The organism is Streptomyces sp. NPDC050738 (genome assembly GCF_040654175.1).
Classification (GTDB): domain Bacteria; phylum Actinomycetota; class Actinomycetes; order Streptomycetales; family Streptomycetaceae; genus Streptomyces.
In genome coordinates, this window is record NZ_JBFAHN010000001.1 from 455,757 (window position 1) to 471,830 (window position 16,074).

Annotated in this window: 15 protein-coding genes; 7 read left to right on the forward strand and 8 right to left on the reverse strand. The window is 69.3% G+C overall.

What is annotated here, in order from left to right; translation table 11 throughout:
• Window positions 1-65: 65 nt before the first annotated feature.
• Together AB0H78_RS02155 and AB0H78_RS02160 are read left to right on the forward strand one after the other, a co-directional pair.
• On the forward strand, window positions 66-575 hold the full coding sequence (locus AB0H78_RS02155) for an LURP-one-related family protein (RefSeq protein WP_363232280.1): 510 nt from the start codon (window positions 66-68) through the stop codon (window positions 573-575).
• Between the two features lie 113 nt (window positions 576-688).
• On the forward strand, window positions 689-1,198 hold the full coding sequence (locus AB0H78_RS02160; protein ID WP_363232281.1) for a hypothetical protein: 510 nt from the start codon (window positions 689-691) through the stop codon (window positions 1,196-1,198).
• On the opposite strand, the gene AB0H78_RS02165 is transcribed toward AB0H78_RS02160, so the two are convergent.
• Window positions 1,158-1,952 (reverse strand): carbon-nitrogen family hydrolase, encoded by a 795-nt coding sequence (locus AB0H78_RS02165; RefSeq protein ID WP_363232282.1) that lies wholly within the window; start codon window positions 1,950-1,952, stop codon window positions 1,158-1,160. The two genes, AB0H78_RS02160 and AB0H78_RS02165, sit on opposite strands and share 41 nt — an antisense overlap.
• A 145-nt stretch (window positions 1,953-2,097) precedes the next feature.
• Here AB0H78_RS02165 and AB0H78_RS02170 point away from each other — a divergent pair, with 145 nt between their 5' ends.
• A complete protein-coding gene (locus AB0H78_RS02170) occupies window positions 2,098-2,922 on the forward strand; it encodes a maleylpyruvate isomerase family mycothiol-dependent enzyme (RefSeq protein ID WP_363232283.1) in 825 nt (274 codons plus the stop codon).
• A gap of 27 nt (window positions 2,923-2,949) precedes the next feature.
• Here the strand turns inward: AB0H78_RS02170 and AB0H78_RS02175 are convergent, their stop codons facing one another.
• The 6 genes from AB0H78_RS02175 to pdhA all read right to left on the reverse strand — a co-directional run bounded on the left by AB0H78_RS02175 (window position 2,950) and on the right by pdhA (window position 10,037).
• Window positions 2,950-4,254 carry an MFS transporter gene (locus AB0H78_RS02175; protein ID WP_363232284.1) on the reverse strand — a complete coding sequence of 435 codons (1,305 nt, stop codon included), beginning with the start codon at window positions 4,252-4,254 and terminating at the stop codon, window positions 2,950-2,952.
• Window positions 4,251-4,904 (reverse strand): GntR family transcriptional regulator, encoded by a 654-nt coding sequence (locus AB0H78_RS02180; protein WP_363232285.1) that lies wholly within the window; start codon window positions 4,902-4,904, stop codon window positions 4,251-4,253. Before AB0H78_RS02180 ends, AB0H78_RS02175 begins: the two co-directional genes overlap by 4 nt.
• Window positions 4,905-4,978: 74 nt before the next feature.
• The gene (locus tag AB0H78_RS02185; RefSeq protein ID WP_363232286.1) at window positions 4,979-6,430 is read right to left on the reverse strand and encodes a M1 family metallopeptidase; all 1,452 of its coding nucleotides are present in this window, start codon (window positions 6,428-6,430) and stop codon (window positions 4,979-4,981) included.
• 66 nt (window positions 6,431-6,496) lie between these two features.
• The gene (locus AB0H78_RS02190; RefSeq protein ID WP_363232287.1) at window positions 6,497-7,882 is read right to left on the reverse strand and encodes a dihydrolipoamide acetyltransferase family protein; all 1,386 of its coding nucleotides are present in this window, start codon (window positions 7,880-7,882) and stop codon (window positions 6,497-6,499) included.
• A 14-nt stretch (window positions 7,883-7,896) separates the two neighbouring features.
• Window positions 7,897-8,877: an alpha-ketoacid dehydrogenase subunit beta gene (locus tag AB0H78_RS02195; protein WP_363232288.1), complete on the reverse strand. Its 981-nt coding sequence runs from the start codon at window positions 8,875-8,877 to the stop codon at window positions 7,897-7,899.
• Between the two features lie 2 nt (window positions 8,878-8,879).
• On the reverse strand, window positions 8,880-10,037 hold the full coding sequence (gene pdhA / locus AB0H78_RS02200; protein ID WP_363232289.1) for a pyruvate dehydrogenase (acetyl-transferring) E1 component subunit alpha: 1,158 nt from the start codon (window positions 10,035-10,037) through the stop codon (window positions 8,880-8,882).
• A 338-nt stretch (window positions 10,038-10,375) separates the two neighbouring features.
• Here pdhA and AB0H78_RS02205 point away from each other — a divergent pair, with 338 nt between their 5' ends.
• The 3 genes from AB0H78_RS02205 to AB0H78_RS02215 all read left to right on the forward strand — a co-directional run bounded on the left by AB0H78_RS02205 (window position 10,376) and on the right by AB0H78_RS02215 (window position 12,586).
• A complete protein-coding gene (locus AB0H78_RS02205; protein ID WP_363232290.1) occupies window positions 10,376-11,035 on the forward strand; it encodes a response regulator transcription factor in 660 nt (219 codons plus the stop codon).
• Between the two features lie 90 nt (window positions 11,036-11,125).
• Window positions 11,126-11,545: a pyridoxamine 5'-phosphate oxidase family protein gene (locus AB0H78_RS02210; RefSeq protein WP_363232291.1), complete on the forward strand. Its 420-nt coding sequence runs from the start codon at window positions 11,126-11,128 to the stop codon at window positions 11,543-11,545.
• Between the two features lie 36 nt (window positions 11,546-11,581).
• A complete protein-coding gene (locus AB0H78_RS02215; RefSeq protein WP_363232695.1) occupies window positions 11,582-12,586 on the forward strand; it encodes a phosphotransferase in 1,005 nt (334 codons plus the stop codon).
• 4 nt (window positions 12,587-12,590) lie between these two features.
• Here the strand turns inward: AB0H78_RS02215 and AB0H78_RS02220 are convergent, their stop codons facing one another.
• Window positions 12,591-14,093, reverse strand: a complete 1,503-nt coding sequence (locus AB0H78_RS02220) for a protein kinase (protein WP_363232292.1) — start codon at window positions 14,091-14,093, stop codon at window positions 12,591-12,593.
• Window positions 14,094-14,349: 256 nt separating this feature from the next.
• On the opposite strand from AB0H78_RS02220, the gene AB0H78_RS02225 reads away from it, so the two are divergent.
• A complete protein-coding gene (locus tag AB0H78_RS02225) occupies window positions 14,350-15,999 on the forward strand; it encodes a protein kinase (RefSeq protein ID WP_363232293.1) in 1,650 nt (549 codons plus the stop codon).
• Window positions 16,000-16,074 lie beyond the last annotated feature (75 nt).

Here is a 16,074-nt window from a genome sequence, read left to right on the forward strand (position 1 = left end):
TGCCACTCCGCCGGAACACGTGTGCGCAGGGTGCGAACCGCCCACAACGGGGTAAGCCTGGCCCCATGAAATTCCTCGTGCGCGACAAGCTCTTCGACATCGGTGACGACTACTGGATCGAGGACCAGAACGGCGACAAGGCGTTCTTCGTCGACGGCAAGGTCCTGCGGATCAGGGACACCCTGGAGATCAAGGACCGGTCGGGACGGTCGCTGATCACCATCAAGGAGAAGATGCTCTCCATCCGCGACGCGATGACCCTCGAACGGGACGACGAGGAGCTCGCGACCATCCGCAAGAAGAAGTTCTCGCTGCTGCGCGACCACTACCGCGTGAAGCTCAACGAAGGCACCGAGCTCGACGTCAGCGGGAAGATCTTCGACCGCGAGTTCAAGATCGAGTACGACGACGAGCTGCTGGCGCTCGTCTCGCGCAAGTGGTTCCGGGTGCGCGAGACGTACGCCGTGGACGTGGTCCGCGAGGACACGGACATCGCGCTGATGATCGCCGTCGCGGTCTGCGTGATCCACATGGCGGAGAAATCGGACGGGCGCGTGGGCCACGGCGAAGGCTGACGCGGCGCTTACCCGGATGGCACCCCCCGCATGCGCATCACAGAGCGCGATGTTCCGCTTACGGACAGTGGCCGACTTCTCGGCCGATCACCGTAAGGAAGGAGTGGGTGGCCATGAGCAAGCTCAACGCATGGCGCACCACGGGTCTGCGTGCCATCACGGCAGGCGGACTCGCTCTCGCGGCGGCCATCTCGGCCGCCGGCGCCGCGCATTCGGCTTCGGCGCCCATCACGGACCCGAAGAACGAGGCCTGGGGCACTGTCGTCGAGACCGACGACGGCGTCCAGGCTGACGCCTGGCAGGCCCGGGTCCGCGGTCTCGGCAATGTGGTCGACGCCCGGCTCTTCGAGGCCGCCTACCCGACCACCCCCAAGGCCCCGGAGACGCAGGGCGGCGGCTCCGGCCTCGTCGACCTGGCCCCCAAAGGCCTCGGGCTCGGCAAGGTCTCCGCGTACAGCAAGCCCGGCAAGGCGGTCTCCTTCACCGGCGGCGCGGCCCGCGGCTACATCTCGGTGGCCGGACACCGGGCTGGGGCATCCGCGATCCGCGGAGACCAAGAGGGTGACGGCCCAGGGGACAGCCTCAGCGGCGGGGCGGATCCAGGCCGAGCAGGCGGTCCTTGAGGGCGGGGAACTGCTCCCTGGTCGCGGCGGTCCTGGCCGGGTCGAGCTCGACGGTCAGCACCTCTTCGCCGGAGCCCGCCTCGGCCAGCACTTCGCCCCAGGGGTCGACGACGACCGAGTGGCCCGCCTGCTCGACACCGGCGTGCGTGCCCGCGGTGCCGCAGGCCAGGACGTATGCCTGGTTCTCGACGGCGCGGGCCCGGGCGAGCAGGGACCAGTGCGCGCGACGGCGCTCGGGCCAGCCCGCCGGGATCACGAACATCTCGGCGCCCGCATCGGTGAGTGCGCGGAAGAGCTCGGGGAAGCGGAGGTCGTAGCAGGTGGCCAGGGCGAGGGTGGTCGCCGGCAGCGCGACGGTCACGAGCTCGTCGCCCGCGCCCATCAGGACGGCCTCGCCCTGGTCGAAGCCGAAGCGGTGGATCTTCCGGTACGTACGGGCGAGCTCGCCGTCGGGGGAGAAGACCAGCGAGGTGTTGTAGAGGGGGCCCAGTGGGTCACGCTCGACGATGGAGCCGGCGTGCAGCCAGACCCCCGCGTCGGACGCCGCCTTGGACATCGCCTCGTACGTCGGGCCCCCCAGCGGCTCGGCCTCGTCGGCGAAGGTCTCGAAGGCGAAGGCGCCGACAGGCCAGAGCTCCGGGAGGACGACGAGATCGGCGCCCGCTTGACCCCGCACCAGTGAAGCGACGCGCTGCCTACGGGAATTGGAGGATTCGTCCGGGTTTACATCGATCTGGATGAGAGAGGCGCGCACAGTACCACCGTCCTGGCATTCGAGCCGTCAACGCGGGCCTACGATCGTCACACCAAAGCACTGCCGGGGTGCCGCTGGGCAGCGTAGCTTAAGCGCTCAGACACCCAAGCCCACGTACCGCAGAACACCGCTCCGAGGGGTCCCGTTGACCGTCCACCCAAGCCTCCAGCCCTATGCCGACGCCTGGACCCACTCGATCGAAGCGATATCCGAGCTGGTGGGACCGCTCGTCGAAGGCGAATGGAACCGCGCGACCCCGTGCCCCGGCTGGTCGATCCGCGACATCGTCTCGCACATCATCGGCGTCGAATGCGAACAGCTGGGCGACCCGCGCCCCATCCACACCCTGCCGCGCGACCTCTACCACGTACAGACCGAGCACCAGCGGTACATGGAGATGCAGGTCGACGTGCGCCGCCACCACACGGGCCCCGAGATGACCGCGGATCTCGAGTACACGATCATCCGCCGCGCACGGCAGCTGCGGAACGAGAACCGCCAGCCCGAGACCAAGGTCCGCGCGCCCCTCGGCGCCGAGACCACGCTCGAACTCGCCCTGCGCATGCGGGCGTTCGACATCTGGGTGCACGAGCAGGATCTGCGCACCGCGCTCAACAGGCCCGGCAATCTCGACTCCCCCGGCGCCTACGTCGCGCGCGACAACTTCCTCGCCGTGCTGCCGAAGGTGGTCGCCAAGGACGCGGGCGCGCCCCCGAACTCGGCGGTCGTCTTCGACATCCACGGCCCGGTCGAGTTCATGCGGACCGTACGGATCGACGCGGACGGCCACGGCACGGTCGACGGTGCTCCTTCGCTGGGCCCGCTCGCCACCATCGTCATGGACTGGGAGACCTACTTCCGTCTCGCCACGGGCCGGGTGCGGGCCGCGGCGGTCGCGGACCGGATCAAGGCCGAGGGCGACCAGGACCTGGCCGCGGCCATCCTGCGCGAGTTCGCCGTGACGCCGTAACTCCCCTTCCTCACACAGGGCTGCGTCTCACACCGGGACGTGGACCGCCTCCACCCGGCTCGGCGCCAGATGCTCCCGCTCCCTGCGCGCCGAGCGGGAGCGCAGCCGCAGGATCTGGGTGAGGCCGGCCGCCTGCAGGACGAAGACGCAGGAGAAGGCGATCCGGTAGTTGTCGCCGGTGGCGTCGAGCAGCACACCGACCACCAGCAGCGTCGTCATCGAGGCGATGAAGCCGCCCATGTTGACGATCCCCGATGCGGTGCCCTGGCGCTCCGGCGGATTGGCCGGGCGGGCGAAATCGAAGCCGATCATCGAGGCGGGACCACAGGCGCCGAGCACGGTGCAGAGCATCACCAGCAGCCACATCGGGGCGTGTTCACCGGGGTACGAGAGCGTGAGCGCCCAGGTCAGCGCCGTCGCCGCGACCGTGGTCAGCGCGATCGGCAGCCGTGCCGCGTGGTGGCGCGCGATGATCTGTCCGTAGACCAGGCCCACCACCATGTTGGAGAGCACGACCAGCGTGAGCAGTTCGCCCGCGGTCGCCTCCGAGAGGCCCTGGGCCTCCACCAGGAAGGGCATCCCCCACAGCAGCAGGAAGAACATCGCGGGGAACTGGGTGGTGAAGTGCACCCACATCCCGAGCCGGGTGCCGGGCTCCCGCCAGGCGGCGGCGATCATCTTCCGTACGTACACCGAACCCGCGTGCTGCGCCGGCGGCGGCTCGTGCCCCTCGGGGTGGTCCTTCAGGAAAAGGACCAGCAGGACCAGGACCACGACGCCCGCCAGGGCGCTGCCCGCGAAGGTCGTCCTCCAGCCGAGGTCGCCCAGCGCCCGGGAGATCACCACGGTCGAGACGAGATTGCCCGCCATCCCGACCAGTCCGGCGAGCTGCGCGACGAGCGGTCCGCGCCGGGCCGGGAACCAGCGGGTGCCGAGCCGCAGCACGCTGATGAACGTCATCGCGTCGCCGCAGCCGAGCAGGGCGCGGGATGCGAGGGCCATTCCGTACGAGGGCGAGAAGGCGAAGCCCAGCTGGCCGAGCGTGAAGAGCACGACCCCGAAGGTCAGCACCCGCTTGGCGCCCAGGCGGTCGACGAGCAGGCCGACGGGTATCTGCATGCCCGCGTACACGAGCAGCTGGAGTATGGAGAAGGTGGAGAGCGCCGAGGCGTTGACGTGGAAGCGGTCGGCGGCGTCCAGGCCGGCGACGCCCAGGCTGGTGCGGAAGATGACGGCGACGAAGTAGACCGCGACGCCGATCCCCCACATCGCGGCCGCGCGCCGGCCGCCCGGCGGATCTCCGGGCAGGGTCGTCGTGGTGGAGGCGCTCATCGCACGTCACCCCGGGCCAGATTCCGCACCCATCCCACATGCCGGTGCACGACGGTGACGGCGGCCTCGGTGTCACCTGCGCGCAGCGCGTCGAGGATCTCCGTGTGCTCGGCGATGTTCTTGGCGATGCGGTCGGGGTTGGCGTACATGATCGCCACGCCCATCCTCAACTGCCGGTCGCGCAGCTGGTCGTAGAGACGGGAGAGGATCTGGTTGCCCGCGCTGCGCACGATCTCGGCGTGGAAGCAGCGGTCGGTGACGGACACCTCGGCCAGGTCGCCTGCGGCGGCCTGCTGCTTCTGCTGCTCCAGGAGCTCTTCGAGGCGGGCGATCAGGACCGGGCTGGGGTTCGCGGCCTTGCGTACGGCGAACTCCTCGACCAGCAGCCGGGTTTCGACCACGTCGGCGATCTCCTGCGCGGAGACGGCGAGGACGAGCGCGCCCTTCTTCGGGTAGAGCTTGATCAGCCCTTCGACCTCCAGTCGGAGCAGGGCCTCGCGCACGGGGGTGCGGGAGACGCCGACGGCCTCGGCGAGATCGCCCTCGGTGAGGAGGGTGCCGCCCTCGTAGCGGCGGTCGAGCACGGCTTGCTTGATGTGTGTGTAGACACGGTCGGCAGCGGGCGGCTGCTTGGCAGGGGCGGCAGGCATGCGGACAGCATAGATACAACAGAGGTGCACCAGAAGTACGGGTCCGCGATACGGACGCGGACCCGTACGCCGTGTCAGCTATAGGACGGTTTGCCCTTTTTATAGAGCCAGTTGTCGAAGATCTTGTCCAGCTTCTTGCCCGAGGTCTTCTCGCAGAGCGCGATGAACTCCGCCGTCGTCGCGGACGTCCCCTTCCGCTCGGCGGTCCAGGACTTCAGGATCCGGAAGAACGCCTTGTCGCCGACGGCCTTCCGTACCTGGTGGAGGACCATCGCGCCCCGGTAGTAGACGGGCACCCCGAAGGTCTGGCTGCCCTTGACCACCTTGCCCGGCGGGTACGACCACAGCTTGTCGCTCGCCTTGATCGCGTAGAGGTGGTCGAACCACTCCTGCGCCGAGGCCTCTCCGTGGTCCTCGCTCCACAGCCACTCCGCGTAGGTCGCGAAGCCCTCGTTCAGCCAGATGTCCGACCAGTCGGTGAGCCTGACCGAGTCCCCGAACCACATGTGCGCGTACTCGTGCACCATCACCGACGGGTCCATCGCCTGGCCGTAGAGCGGCCGGCCGATCGTCTCCAGGGCGACCCCCAGCTTCGGGTCGTGGTCGACGATCGCGCCGGCCGAGTGGAAGGGGTAGGGGCCGAAGCGCTTCTCCTCCCAGGCGATGACCTCGGGGATCTTGGCCACGAAGGCGCGGCCCTTGGCGCTCTGCCGGGGGTCGATGGCGTTGACCACCGGGATCCCGGACTTCGTCCTCGCCGTGGTGAGCGTGAACTTCCCGACGGCGACCGTCACCAGATACGGGATGGTCGGATCCTCGTCGTGCCAGCGGAAGGTGGACGTGGAGCCGTTGGTGTCCCTGCCCGCGAGGGTGCCGACTGAGACACCCGTCAGCCCCTTCGGCACGGTCAGCGCGATGTCGTACGTCGCCGGGTCCTGGACGGTGTCGTTGACCGGGTACCAGGTCATCGCGCCGAGCGGCTCGCCCATCACCAGGGCGCCGTCGTCCGTGGTGAGCCAGCCCTCCTCGGTCTCGCCCTTGCGCTTGAGGCTCTTGGGGCTGCCGCTGTACGTGACGACGACCTTGAACTCGGCATCCCGGGCAAGAGCCTGGGCGGGGGTGACGGTCAGTTCCGTACCGGCGCGGGCGAAGGCCGCCTGCTTGCCGTCGACCGTGACCGAGGCGACGACGAGCCCGGAGAGGTCGAGGCTGAAGCGCGAGAGGTTCTGTGTGGCCTTCGCCGTCATGGTGCTGGTGGCGGTCAGGACCTTGGCGCTCTTGGGCACGACGGACAGGGCCAGGTCGTAATGGAGCGCGTCATAACCGCCGTTGCCTGACGACGGGTAGATCGAGTCCTTAAGGCCGGTCGCACCCGGCGTCCCGTGTACGGGAGTTGCCGAGGGCGAGGCCTTCTTCGCGGGCTTGGCGTCCGCCGCGGGGGTGTCGTCGGGGGAGCAGGCCGCGCAGGCCGCGGCGAGGCCGAGAGACAGGACCCCGGCTATGAAACGTCTGTGAGGTTCACGCATGCGCGCATCATGGCGCACGGCGAGCGGCCCCCGCGACGGAGAGTCCTCCGTCGCGGGGTTCGCCCTTTATGCCCAGGTGATGAGGCGCTTCGGCTGCTCCAGGATGGCCGCGACATCGGCCAGCACCTTGGAGCCCAACTCGCCGTCGACCAGCCGGTGGTCGAAGGAGAGCGCCAGCGTGGTGACCTGGCGGGCCTTGACCTTGCCCTTGTGGACCCAGGGCTGGAGCTTGATCGCGCCGACCGCCAGGATCGCGGACTCGCCCGGGTTGAGAATGGGCGTACCGGTGTCGATGCCGAAGACACCGACGTTGGTGATGGTGACGGTGCCGCCCTGCATGGCGGCGGGGGACGTCTTGCCCTCGCGCGCCGTGGAGACCAGCTCGCCCAGGGACGCGGCCAGTTCGGGCAGCGTCTTGGCGTGCGCGTCCTTGATGTTCGGGACGATCAGGCCGCGGGGGGTGGCCGCGGCGATGCCCAGGTTCACATAGTGCTTCTGCACGATCTCCTGGTTCGCCTCGTCCCAGGCCGCGTTGACGTCCGGGTTGCGCTTGATGGCGACCAGGAGCGCCTTGGCGATGATCAGGAGGGGGTTCACGCGCAGACCCGCGAGTTCCTTGTCCTCCTTGAGGTCGGCGACCAGCCTCATCGTCCGGGTGACATCGAGCGTGATGAACTCGGTGACGTGCGGCGCGGTGAAGGCGCTGCCGACCATGGCCTGGGCGATGGCCTTGCGAACTCCCTTGACGGGAATGCGTGTTTCACGTGAAACGTCGCCCGCGGACGAAGCCGCCGGAGCCACCGGAGCCGCAGCCGGCGTCGCGACCGGAGCGACTGCCTGCACGGCAGCCGGCGCCGCCGCAGCGTGCACATCCGCCCGGGTCACGACACCGTCGGGCCCGGTGGGCGTGACGGTCGCCAGGTCGATCCCCAGGTCCTTGGCGAGCTTGCGCACCGGGGGCTTGGCGAGCGGCCGGTTCGCGGCCGGCGCGCTGCCGTTCGAGTAGTACGTGCCCTCGGGGGCGCTCTCGGTCTCGGCGGAAGTGTCCTTGCGGGCGCGGCGCTTGGTCGAGGACTCCGCGACGCCGTATCCGACGAGCACCGGCTGACGGCCCGCGGGCTTCGCCTCCGCCTCCGGCTCCGGCTCGGCGGCGGGCTCCGGCAGCGATACGGCGGCCGGCTCCGAGGACCCCGGCGCCACGTCCACCGAAATGATCACCTCGCCGACGTCCACCGTCGTGCCCTCGGGGAAGCGCAGCTCGTGCACCACCCCGTCGAAGGGGATGGGGAGTTCGACGGCCGCCTTCGCCGTCTCGACCTCGCACACCACCTGGCCGTCGGTCACCGTGTCACCCGGCGCGACGTACCACTTGAGGATCTCCGCCTCGGTCAGTCCCTCGCCCACGTCGGGCATCTTGAACTCGCGGAAGCGGGTTGCGTTCTCAGCAGTCATGGTCACGGCGCTCCTCAGTACGCAAGCGAGCGGTCGACGGTGTCGAGCACCCGGTCCAGGCCCGGCAGGTACTCCTCTTCCAGACGCGCCGGCGGATACGGCGTGTGATACCCGCCGACCCGCAGCACAGGCGCCTCCAGGTGGTAGAAGCTCCGCTCGGTGATCCGGGCGGCGATCTCCGCACCCGTACCCAGGAAGACCGGAGCCTCGTGCACGACGACCAGGCGCCGCGTCTTCTCCACCGACGTCTGGATGGTGTCGAAGTCGATGGGCGACATGGAGCGCAGGTCCACGACCTCCAGGGACTTGCCCTCCTCCTGCGCCGCGGCGGCCGCCTCCAGGCAGACCTTCACCATCGGTCCGTACGCGACGAGCGTCAGGTCGGTGCCCTCGCGGGCGACCTGCGCCTTGTGCAGCGGGGAGGGGATGGCCTCGACGTCGACCTCGCCCTTGTCCCAGTAGCGCCGCTTGGGCTCGAAGAAAATGATCGGGTCGTCGCTCTGGATGGCCTGCTGCATCATCCAGTACGCGTCCGAGGAGTTGGACGGCGAGACGACCTTGAGGCCCGCGACGTGCGCGAAGAGCGCCTCGGGCGACTCGCTGTGGTGCTCGACGGCGCCGATGCCGCCGCCGTACGGGATGCGGATGACGACGGGGAGCTTGATCTTGCCGAGCGCGCGGGCGTGCATCTTCGCGAGCTGCGTGACGATCTGGTCGTACGCGGGGAAGACGAAGCCGTCGAACTGGATCTCCACGACGGGCCGGTAACCGCGCAGCGCCAGCCCGATCGCGGTGCCGACGATGCCGGACTCGGCGAGCGGGGTGTCGATGACGCGGCCGTCGCCGAAGTCCTTGTGGAGGCCGTCGGTGACGCGGAAGACACCGCCGAGGCGGCCGACGTCCTCGCCCATGATGAGGACCTTGGGGTCGTTCTCCATCGCCTTGCGCAGCGACTCGTTGATCGCCTTGGCGATCGGCATCTTGGTTGCGGCCATGATCAGTTGCCCTCCTCTGCGAAGGACGCCTGGTAAGCGGCGAACTGCGCGCGCTCCTCGTCGACCAGTGCATGGCCGTCCGCGTGGGTGTTCTCGAAGATCGCCATCACCTCGGGGTCGGGCATCGCCCGTACCGCCTCGCGCACCCGCTTGCCCATGGCCTCGCTCTCGGCCTCGAGCTCGTCGAAGTACGCCTGGTCGGCGGCTCCTTCGGCCTCCAGATAGCGCCGGAGCCTGAGGATCGGGTCCTTGGCCTCCCAGGCGACGCGCTCGTCGTCCGAGCGGTACTTGGAGGGGTCGTCGGAGGTGGTGTGCGCACCCATCCGGTACGTGAACGCCTCGATCAGCGTGGGTCCCTCGCCCCGGCGGGCCCGCTCCAGCGCGGACTTGGTGACGGCCAGGCAGGCCAGCACGTCATTGCCGTCGACCCGTACGCCGGGGAAGCCGAAGCCCTCGGCGCGGCGGTAGAGCGGCACCCGCATCTGCTTCTCGGTCGGCTCGGAGATCGCCCACTGGTTGTTCTGGCAGAAGAACACGACCGGGGCGTTGTAGACCGCCGCGAAGTTGAAGGACTCCAGTACGTCGCCCTGGCTCGATGCTCCGTCGCCGAAGTACGCGACGACCGCGGAGTCCGCGCCGTCCTTGGCCACACCCATCGCGTAACCGGTCGCGTGCAGCGTCTGCGAGCCGATGACGATCGTGTAGAGGTGGAAGTTGTTGGTATTGGGGTCCCAGCCGCCGTGGTTCACGCCGCGGAACATGCCCAGAAGATTGGTCGGGTCGACCCCGCGGCACCAGGCGACGCCGTGCTCGCGGTAGGTCGGGAAGACGTAGTCGTCCTCACGGGTGGCCCGGCCGGAGCCGATCTGCGCGGCCTCCTGGCCGAGCAGCGAGGCCCACAGACCCAGTTCGCCCTGGCGCTGGAGGCTCGTGGCCTCGGCGTCGAAGCGGCGGGTCAGGACCATGTCCCGATACAGGCCGCGCAGTTCGTCGTGGGTCAGCTCCACGTCGAAATCAGGGTGCTGTACGCGCTCGCCCTCGGGCGTCAGCAGCTGTACCAGCTGGGGCTCGGAACTCTGTGGCGGCTTGGCGGCTGCGCTGCTTGCGCGCTTGCTGCTGCTGCGTCGCGGCTTACGCGCGGCAGTGCTCTCCACGGTCACGTGCGTGCTCCTCCGTCGGTCCGGTCCCCGGGTTCGCCGGTGACCAGTGCGGCTCGCCTGTTGTCCTCGGCCCCCGCACGGGGTGGGTGCGGAGCGGCCGGGAACAGGCGTGACAGGTGCCCCGGCGAGCATCCTGTCAAAAGCACGTTACCCAGTGTTCTGCGGAACTGCGAAACCCCATTTGACCTGCGATTTTGCTTGGATTTCCAAGTAAATCGAGAAAAGGGCAATCAGCCGCTGGTCAGAGCACTGGTCACAGCCTGACAGGGAGCCGGAACAGGGGCACGTTATCCCGCTCACCCCGGGCACGGGAAGAGTTCGTATGTGACACTGACCCCGTGCGCGAAGACGGAAAAATCCATGTATTTCTCCTTGACGACCATGAAGTGGTGCGTCGTGGAGTCCATGAGCTGCTCTCGTCCGAGGACGACATCCAGGTCGTCGGCGAGGCCGGTACGGCCGCAGATGCCCTGGTCAGGATCCCTGCGACCCGGCCGGACGTCGCTGTTCTCGACGTACGGCTGCCCGACGGGAGCGGAGTCGAGGTCTGCCGCGAGATCCGCTCCCAGGACGAGTCGATCAAATGCCTGATGCTGACCTCCTTCGCCGACGACGAGGCCCTCTTCGACGCGATCATGGCCGGAGCCTCGGGGTACGTGCTCAAGGCGATCCGCGGCAATGAGCTGCTGAACGCGGTCCGGGACGTGGCCGCGGGCAAGTCCCTGCTCGACCCGGTCGCCACCGCCCGGGTGCTGGAGCGGCTGCGCGACGGCGGCAAGGCCAAGGGCGACGACCGGCTCTCCAACCTCACCGATCAGGAGCGGAAGATCCTCGATCTGATCGGCGAGGGACTGACCAACAGGGTCATCGGCGAGCGGCTGCATCTCGCCGAGAAAACGATCAAGAATTACGTTTCCAGCCTGCTCTCCAAGCTGGGCATGGAACGGCGCTCGCAGGCCGCGGCCTATGTGGCGCGCATTCAGGCGGAGAAGCACTGACAAACGCTGGATTATTCGGGACTTACGTCCCGATTCGTCAGGGCGGCCGCCCCTTTTGCGGCCACCTGTCGGCGGCGCAGAGTGGAGAACATGTCCACCGAGGAACTCCGCGCCCTGTCACTGCTCCGCCGTGTCACCTACGGCCGGGTGGCGACCAGCATGCGAGCGCTCCCTTTCCTCGCCATAGCCCGCCACATCGTGACCGCCGACGGCGAAGTCGTCCTGCGGATGCACGCGGGCCTCGGCCATCACGTGGCCTGCGTGGGCAGCGTGGTGACCTACGCCGCCGACAATCTGGGGCTCGGGGAGCCCGGGCTGTGGTCCGTGCAGTTCACCGGAACCGCCGAGGCGACCGTGCCGACCGACGAGGAGCTCGCGCTCTTCGAGCCCGCCCCGGTCGAGGTCAACGGCGAGCCGTTCGATCCGGTCCACCTGCGGATCGTCCCGCAGTTCGTGAACATCGACGAGCTGCAGTACGCCCGACCGCGAGCGGTTCGCCACGCTGCGTGATCTAACATCTGGCGGGTGCCGCGCTCATCTGACACCCTGCCGACTTCCGTGGAGCCCTCCGCACCCCCCGTGGGCACCCTGCTGCGCCGCTACGCGTCCGCCGGCGACCCGCTCTCCTGCGAACCGGTCGCCCAGGGCCTGCTGAACCGCGGCTACCGGCTCGCCACCACCCGTGGCGACTACTTCCTCAAGCACCACCTCGACGGCGACCCCGACGCCATCGCACGCCAGCACCGTGCCACCCAGCGGCTGGGCCGGCTCGGGGTCCCGGTCGCGCCTCCGGTGGCGGACGCGGAAGGATCGACCGTCGCGGTGATCGGCGGACGCTGCTACGCCCTGCACCCCTGGATCGAGGGACGCCACCGCGACGGTGCGCAGCTCACGGCGGGGGGATCGCGGCACCTCGGGTCGCTGCTCGGTCTCGTACACATCTGCCTCGAGCGGGTGATGGAGGCCGAGCCTCCGGCGACCCACGAGAGCGCCGACCCGGCGGACTCCTTCGCCCTGATCGAGGAGCTGCTCGGGCTCGCGCGCGGGCGCTCCCCCCGGGACGCCTTCGACGAGCTGGCCGAACACCGGCTGTCCGAGCGCCGGTCCCTGCTGGAGCGCCACGCGCACCGGCGGCCGCCGGCCGGCGGCGGCGGGGGCTGGGTGCACGGGGACTTCCATCCGCTGAATCTGCTCTACCAGGATGCCGAGCCCGCGGCGATCGTCGACTGGGACCGCCTCGCGGTGCAGCCGCGCGCGGAGGAGGCGGTGCGGGCCGCGGTGATCTTCTTCGTACGGCCCACGGGGGAGCTGGAGCTGGCGAAGGTACGGGCCTATGCGCGCGCCTACCGACAGGCCGCGGGGGCGGACGCGGGGGAACTCGCGGCCGCGGTGCACCGGGTGTGGTGGGAACGGCTCAACGACTTCTGGATACTGCGCTGGCGCTACCAGTTGCACGACCGCAGGGCCGACGCGCAGTTTCCTGCGGCATCGGCCCTGGCGGTGTGGTGGACGCGCGAATACGAGGCGGTGTGCGAGGCATTCGCGGGGTGACGGGTCAGGGGGTGGGGGTACTGCTTCCCCCGGGCTGGCCCGTGTCGGCCGGAGTCGTCGGGGGCTCCTTGGTGGGTTCCTTCGTCGTCGGGTCGTCCGTCGGCGGCGTCTCCGACGGGGTCTCGGACGGTCCCTCGGTCGTCGGGGTGTCGCTCGGCGTCGGCGTCGGAGACGGGGTGTAGCTGGGCTCGTCGGTCTGGTCGCCCGTCGAGGTGTCCTCCGTGGAGGGGTCCTCGGACGTGGTGTCCGACGGGGTGTCCTGCGTCTCCTCCGACTGGGACGCGGTGACGGACGGCGACTTGGTCGGGTCCGTACCGCCGCCGTCGCCGCCGAGGCCGTCCAGGGCGAAGGCGATGCCCACACCGATCGCGGCCACGGCGAGGAACGCGACCACCCACATCCAGGCGCGGTTGTTCTTGCGCGGGCCGCCCGTGCCGTCGTACCCGCCGTCGTCGGGGTTCATCGGCGGCAGGATCGGGCTCTGCGAAGTGTCGCTGTACTGGTTCTGGCCGAGCATCGCCGTCGCCGCCGTGCTGCCCATGGGAGGAGTGCCCTCGGGCACGGCGACGGGACCGGTGTTCCAGGTGCCGGTGTGGCCACCCTGCTGCTGGAGCATCTGCAGGGAGTACGCGACCAGGCCGCGCATCTCCTCGGCGCTCTGGAAGCGGTCGTCGGGGTCCTTGGCCAGAGAACGCATGACCAGGCCGTCGAGTTCCGGCGGTACCGCGTCGGAGGCCTGCGAAGGCGGCAGCGGGATGTCCTGGACGTGCTGGTAGACCACCGAGAGCGGGGTCTCACCGGTGAACGGGGGCCGCAGCGCGAGCAGTTCGTACAGCAGACAGCCCGTGGCGTACAGGTCGGAGCGGTGGTCGACGGCCTTGCCGAGTGCCTGCTCGGGGGAGAGGTACTGCGGCGTGCCCATGACCATGCCGGTCTGGGTCATCGTCGACTGCGCGCCGTGCAGGGCGCGTGCGATGCCGAAGTCCATCACCTTCACCGCACCGCTGTGCGTGATGATGACGTTCGCCGGCTTGATGTCGCGGTGCACGATGCCGTGCTGGTGCGAGTAGGCGAGCGCCTCCAGCACACCGGAGACGATGATCAGCGCCTGCTCGGGGGGCGGGGCCTCCGCGTTGAGCAGCAGGTCGCGGATGGTGCGGCCCTCGACCAGCTCCATCACGATGTACGGAACGGTGTTGCCGCCCCAGTGGTCCTCGCCGGAGTCGTACACGGCGACCACCGCATGGTGGTTGAGGCCCGCGACCGACTGCGCCTCGCGGGTGAACCGGGCCTTGGAGACCGGGTCTTCGGCCAGATCGGAGCGGAGCAGCTTCACCGCCACGGTCCGGCCGAGCCGTACGTCCTCGGCGGCGAAGACCTCGGCCATGCCGCCGCGTCCGAGACGGTGGGTGAGGCGGTAGCGGCCGTCGCCGACCAGCCCGCCGATCCCCCAGTTCTCCGGCGCGTCCGGCATACCGCCGCCGTTTGCCTCGGATTCGGGTGCCATCAGTCCTCGCCGTCGTTAGGGTCCGCGTCAGCGGGTGGTCCTCGGGTACTTTGCCTCGTCACGCTACAGGCTCGTCCGGAAGGGCCGGTTCGGGAATGACCGGTCATCAAACCGGTTCCCGCTGTACCCATGCAAATTCCCGGTGCTTTCTCTTCCCTTACGGTCACGGAACGGGCATCCGGCTTGACGTGTCAGTGCCCTCGGGCAGACTTGCCCGGTACAACGGAAGATCCGCAGCCCAGGGGGACGCACAGTCATGAGCCAGGACGGCGCACACGGCCGCTATGCGGGCGGTTCGGTCGCGGGCGGCCGCTACCAGCTCCGCGACCTCCTCGGCGAGGGCGGCATGGCGTCGGTGTACCTGGCGTACGACTCCGCGCTGGACCGCCAGGTCGCGATCAAGACGCTCCACACCGAACTGGGCCGCGAGCAGTCCTTCCGTGAGAGATTCCGGCGCGAGGCGCAGGCCGTCGCCAAGCTCTCGCACACCAACATCGTCTCGGTCTTCGACACCGGCGAGGACGTGCTGGGCGAGGGCCCGATGCCGTACATCGTCATGGAGTACGTGGAGGGCCAGCCGCTCGGTTCGGTGCTCCAGGCGGACATCACGCAGTACGGCGCGATGCCCGCGGACAAGGCCCTGAAGATCACCTTCGATGTGCTGGCGGCGCTGGAGGCCAGCCATGAAATGGGCCTGGTCCACCGGGACATCAAGCCCGGCAACGTCATGCTGAACAAGCGCGGGACCGTCAAGGTCATGGACTTTGGCATCGCGCGCGCCATGCAGTCGGGCGTCACCTCGATGACGCAGACCGGCATGGTCGTCGGCACTCCGCAGTACCTCTCGCCCGAGCAGGCGCTGGGCCGGGCCGTGGACGCCCGTTCCGATCTGTATTCGGTCGGGATCATGCTCTTCCAACTGCTGACCGGGCGGCTGCCGTTCGACGCGGACTCCGCGCTCGCCATCGCCTACGCGCACGTCCAGGAGGAGCCCGTCGCTCCTTCGTCGATCAACAGGTCGGTTCCTCCCGCGGTCGACGCCCTGGTCGCCCGCGCGCTGAAGAAGAACCCGAACGAGCGTTTCCCGAGCGCCGCGGCGATGGGTGACGAGTGCGCGCGGGTGATGTCGTCCGGGCAGACGGGCGCCGCTCCTTCGGTCGTGGTGGGCAGCCCGCCGGCGAACAGCGGCTCGGGGGTGGGTTCGGCCGTCTTCCCGCCGGTGAGCGCCCCGATGCCCTCGATGCCGCAGCAGGGTGCCGTACAGACGCCGTACCAGCCCGGTCCGATCCCGACCCCGTCGCCCTACGCGGCCCAGACGCCCGCCCCGCCGAGCTACGGCTATCCGCAACAGCAGCAGGGCTACCAGACCCCGCCGGCCCAGCAGTACGGCATGCAGACCCCGCCTCCGTACACCATCTCGCCCCAGGGGCCGGTGACTTCGACCGGCTCGACGGGCTCTGCCGGCGGCGGCAGGAAGAACATGCCGCTGATCGTGGGCGCGATCGCGGTGGCGCTTCTCGCGATAGGCGGCGTGATCGCGGCGATCCAGATGAACAAGCCGGACGACACCGGCAATTCGCCGAGCGACGGCAGCTCCAGCAGCGCCGCGGTGGCGGGGCACAAGGGCCCGGACCGCTCCAGGACGATCGACTCCACGGACTGCTCGGACGCGCCTGAGGACGGCCTGGACCCGAAGAAGGTCACCGCGCCGAACTTCCTCTACAAGGACATCGAGTCCGTGAAGGCCTGTGCCTATGCCGCGGGCTGGACGATCAAGGAAGAGCCGATCGACGAGAACGCGGAGGGGGAGGGCATCGTGATCGAGCAGTCCCCCTCCTACGCGACCGCCGTTCCCCCGAAGGGCGCGATCTTCTACGTGAAGGTCTCCACCGGCAACCCGGCCTGACCCCCGGGGCCGTACCGCCGGCCGGACCACCGACCGATGCGCCCGGGATGCCGGACTTCTTGTCAGATGTGACGC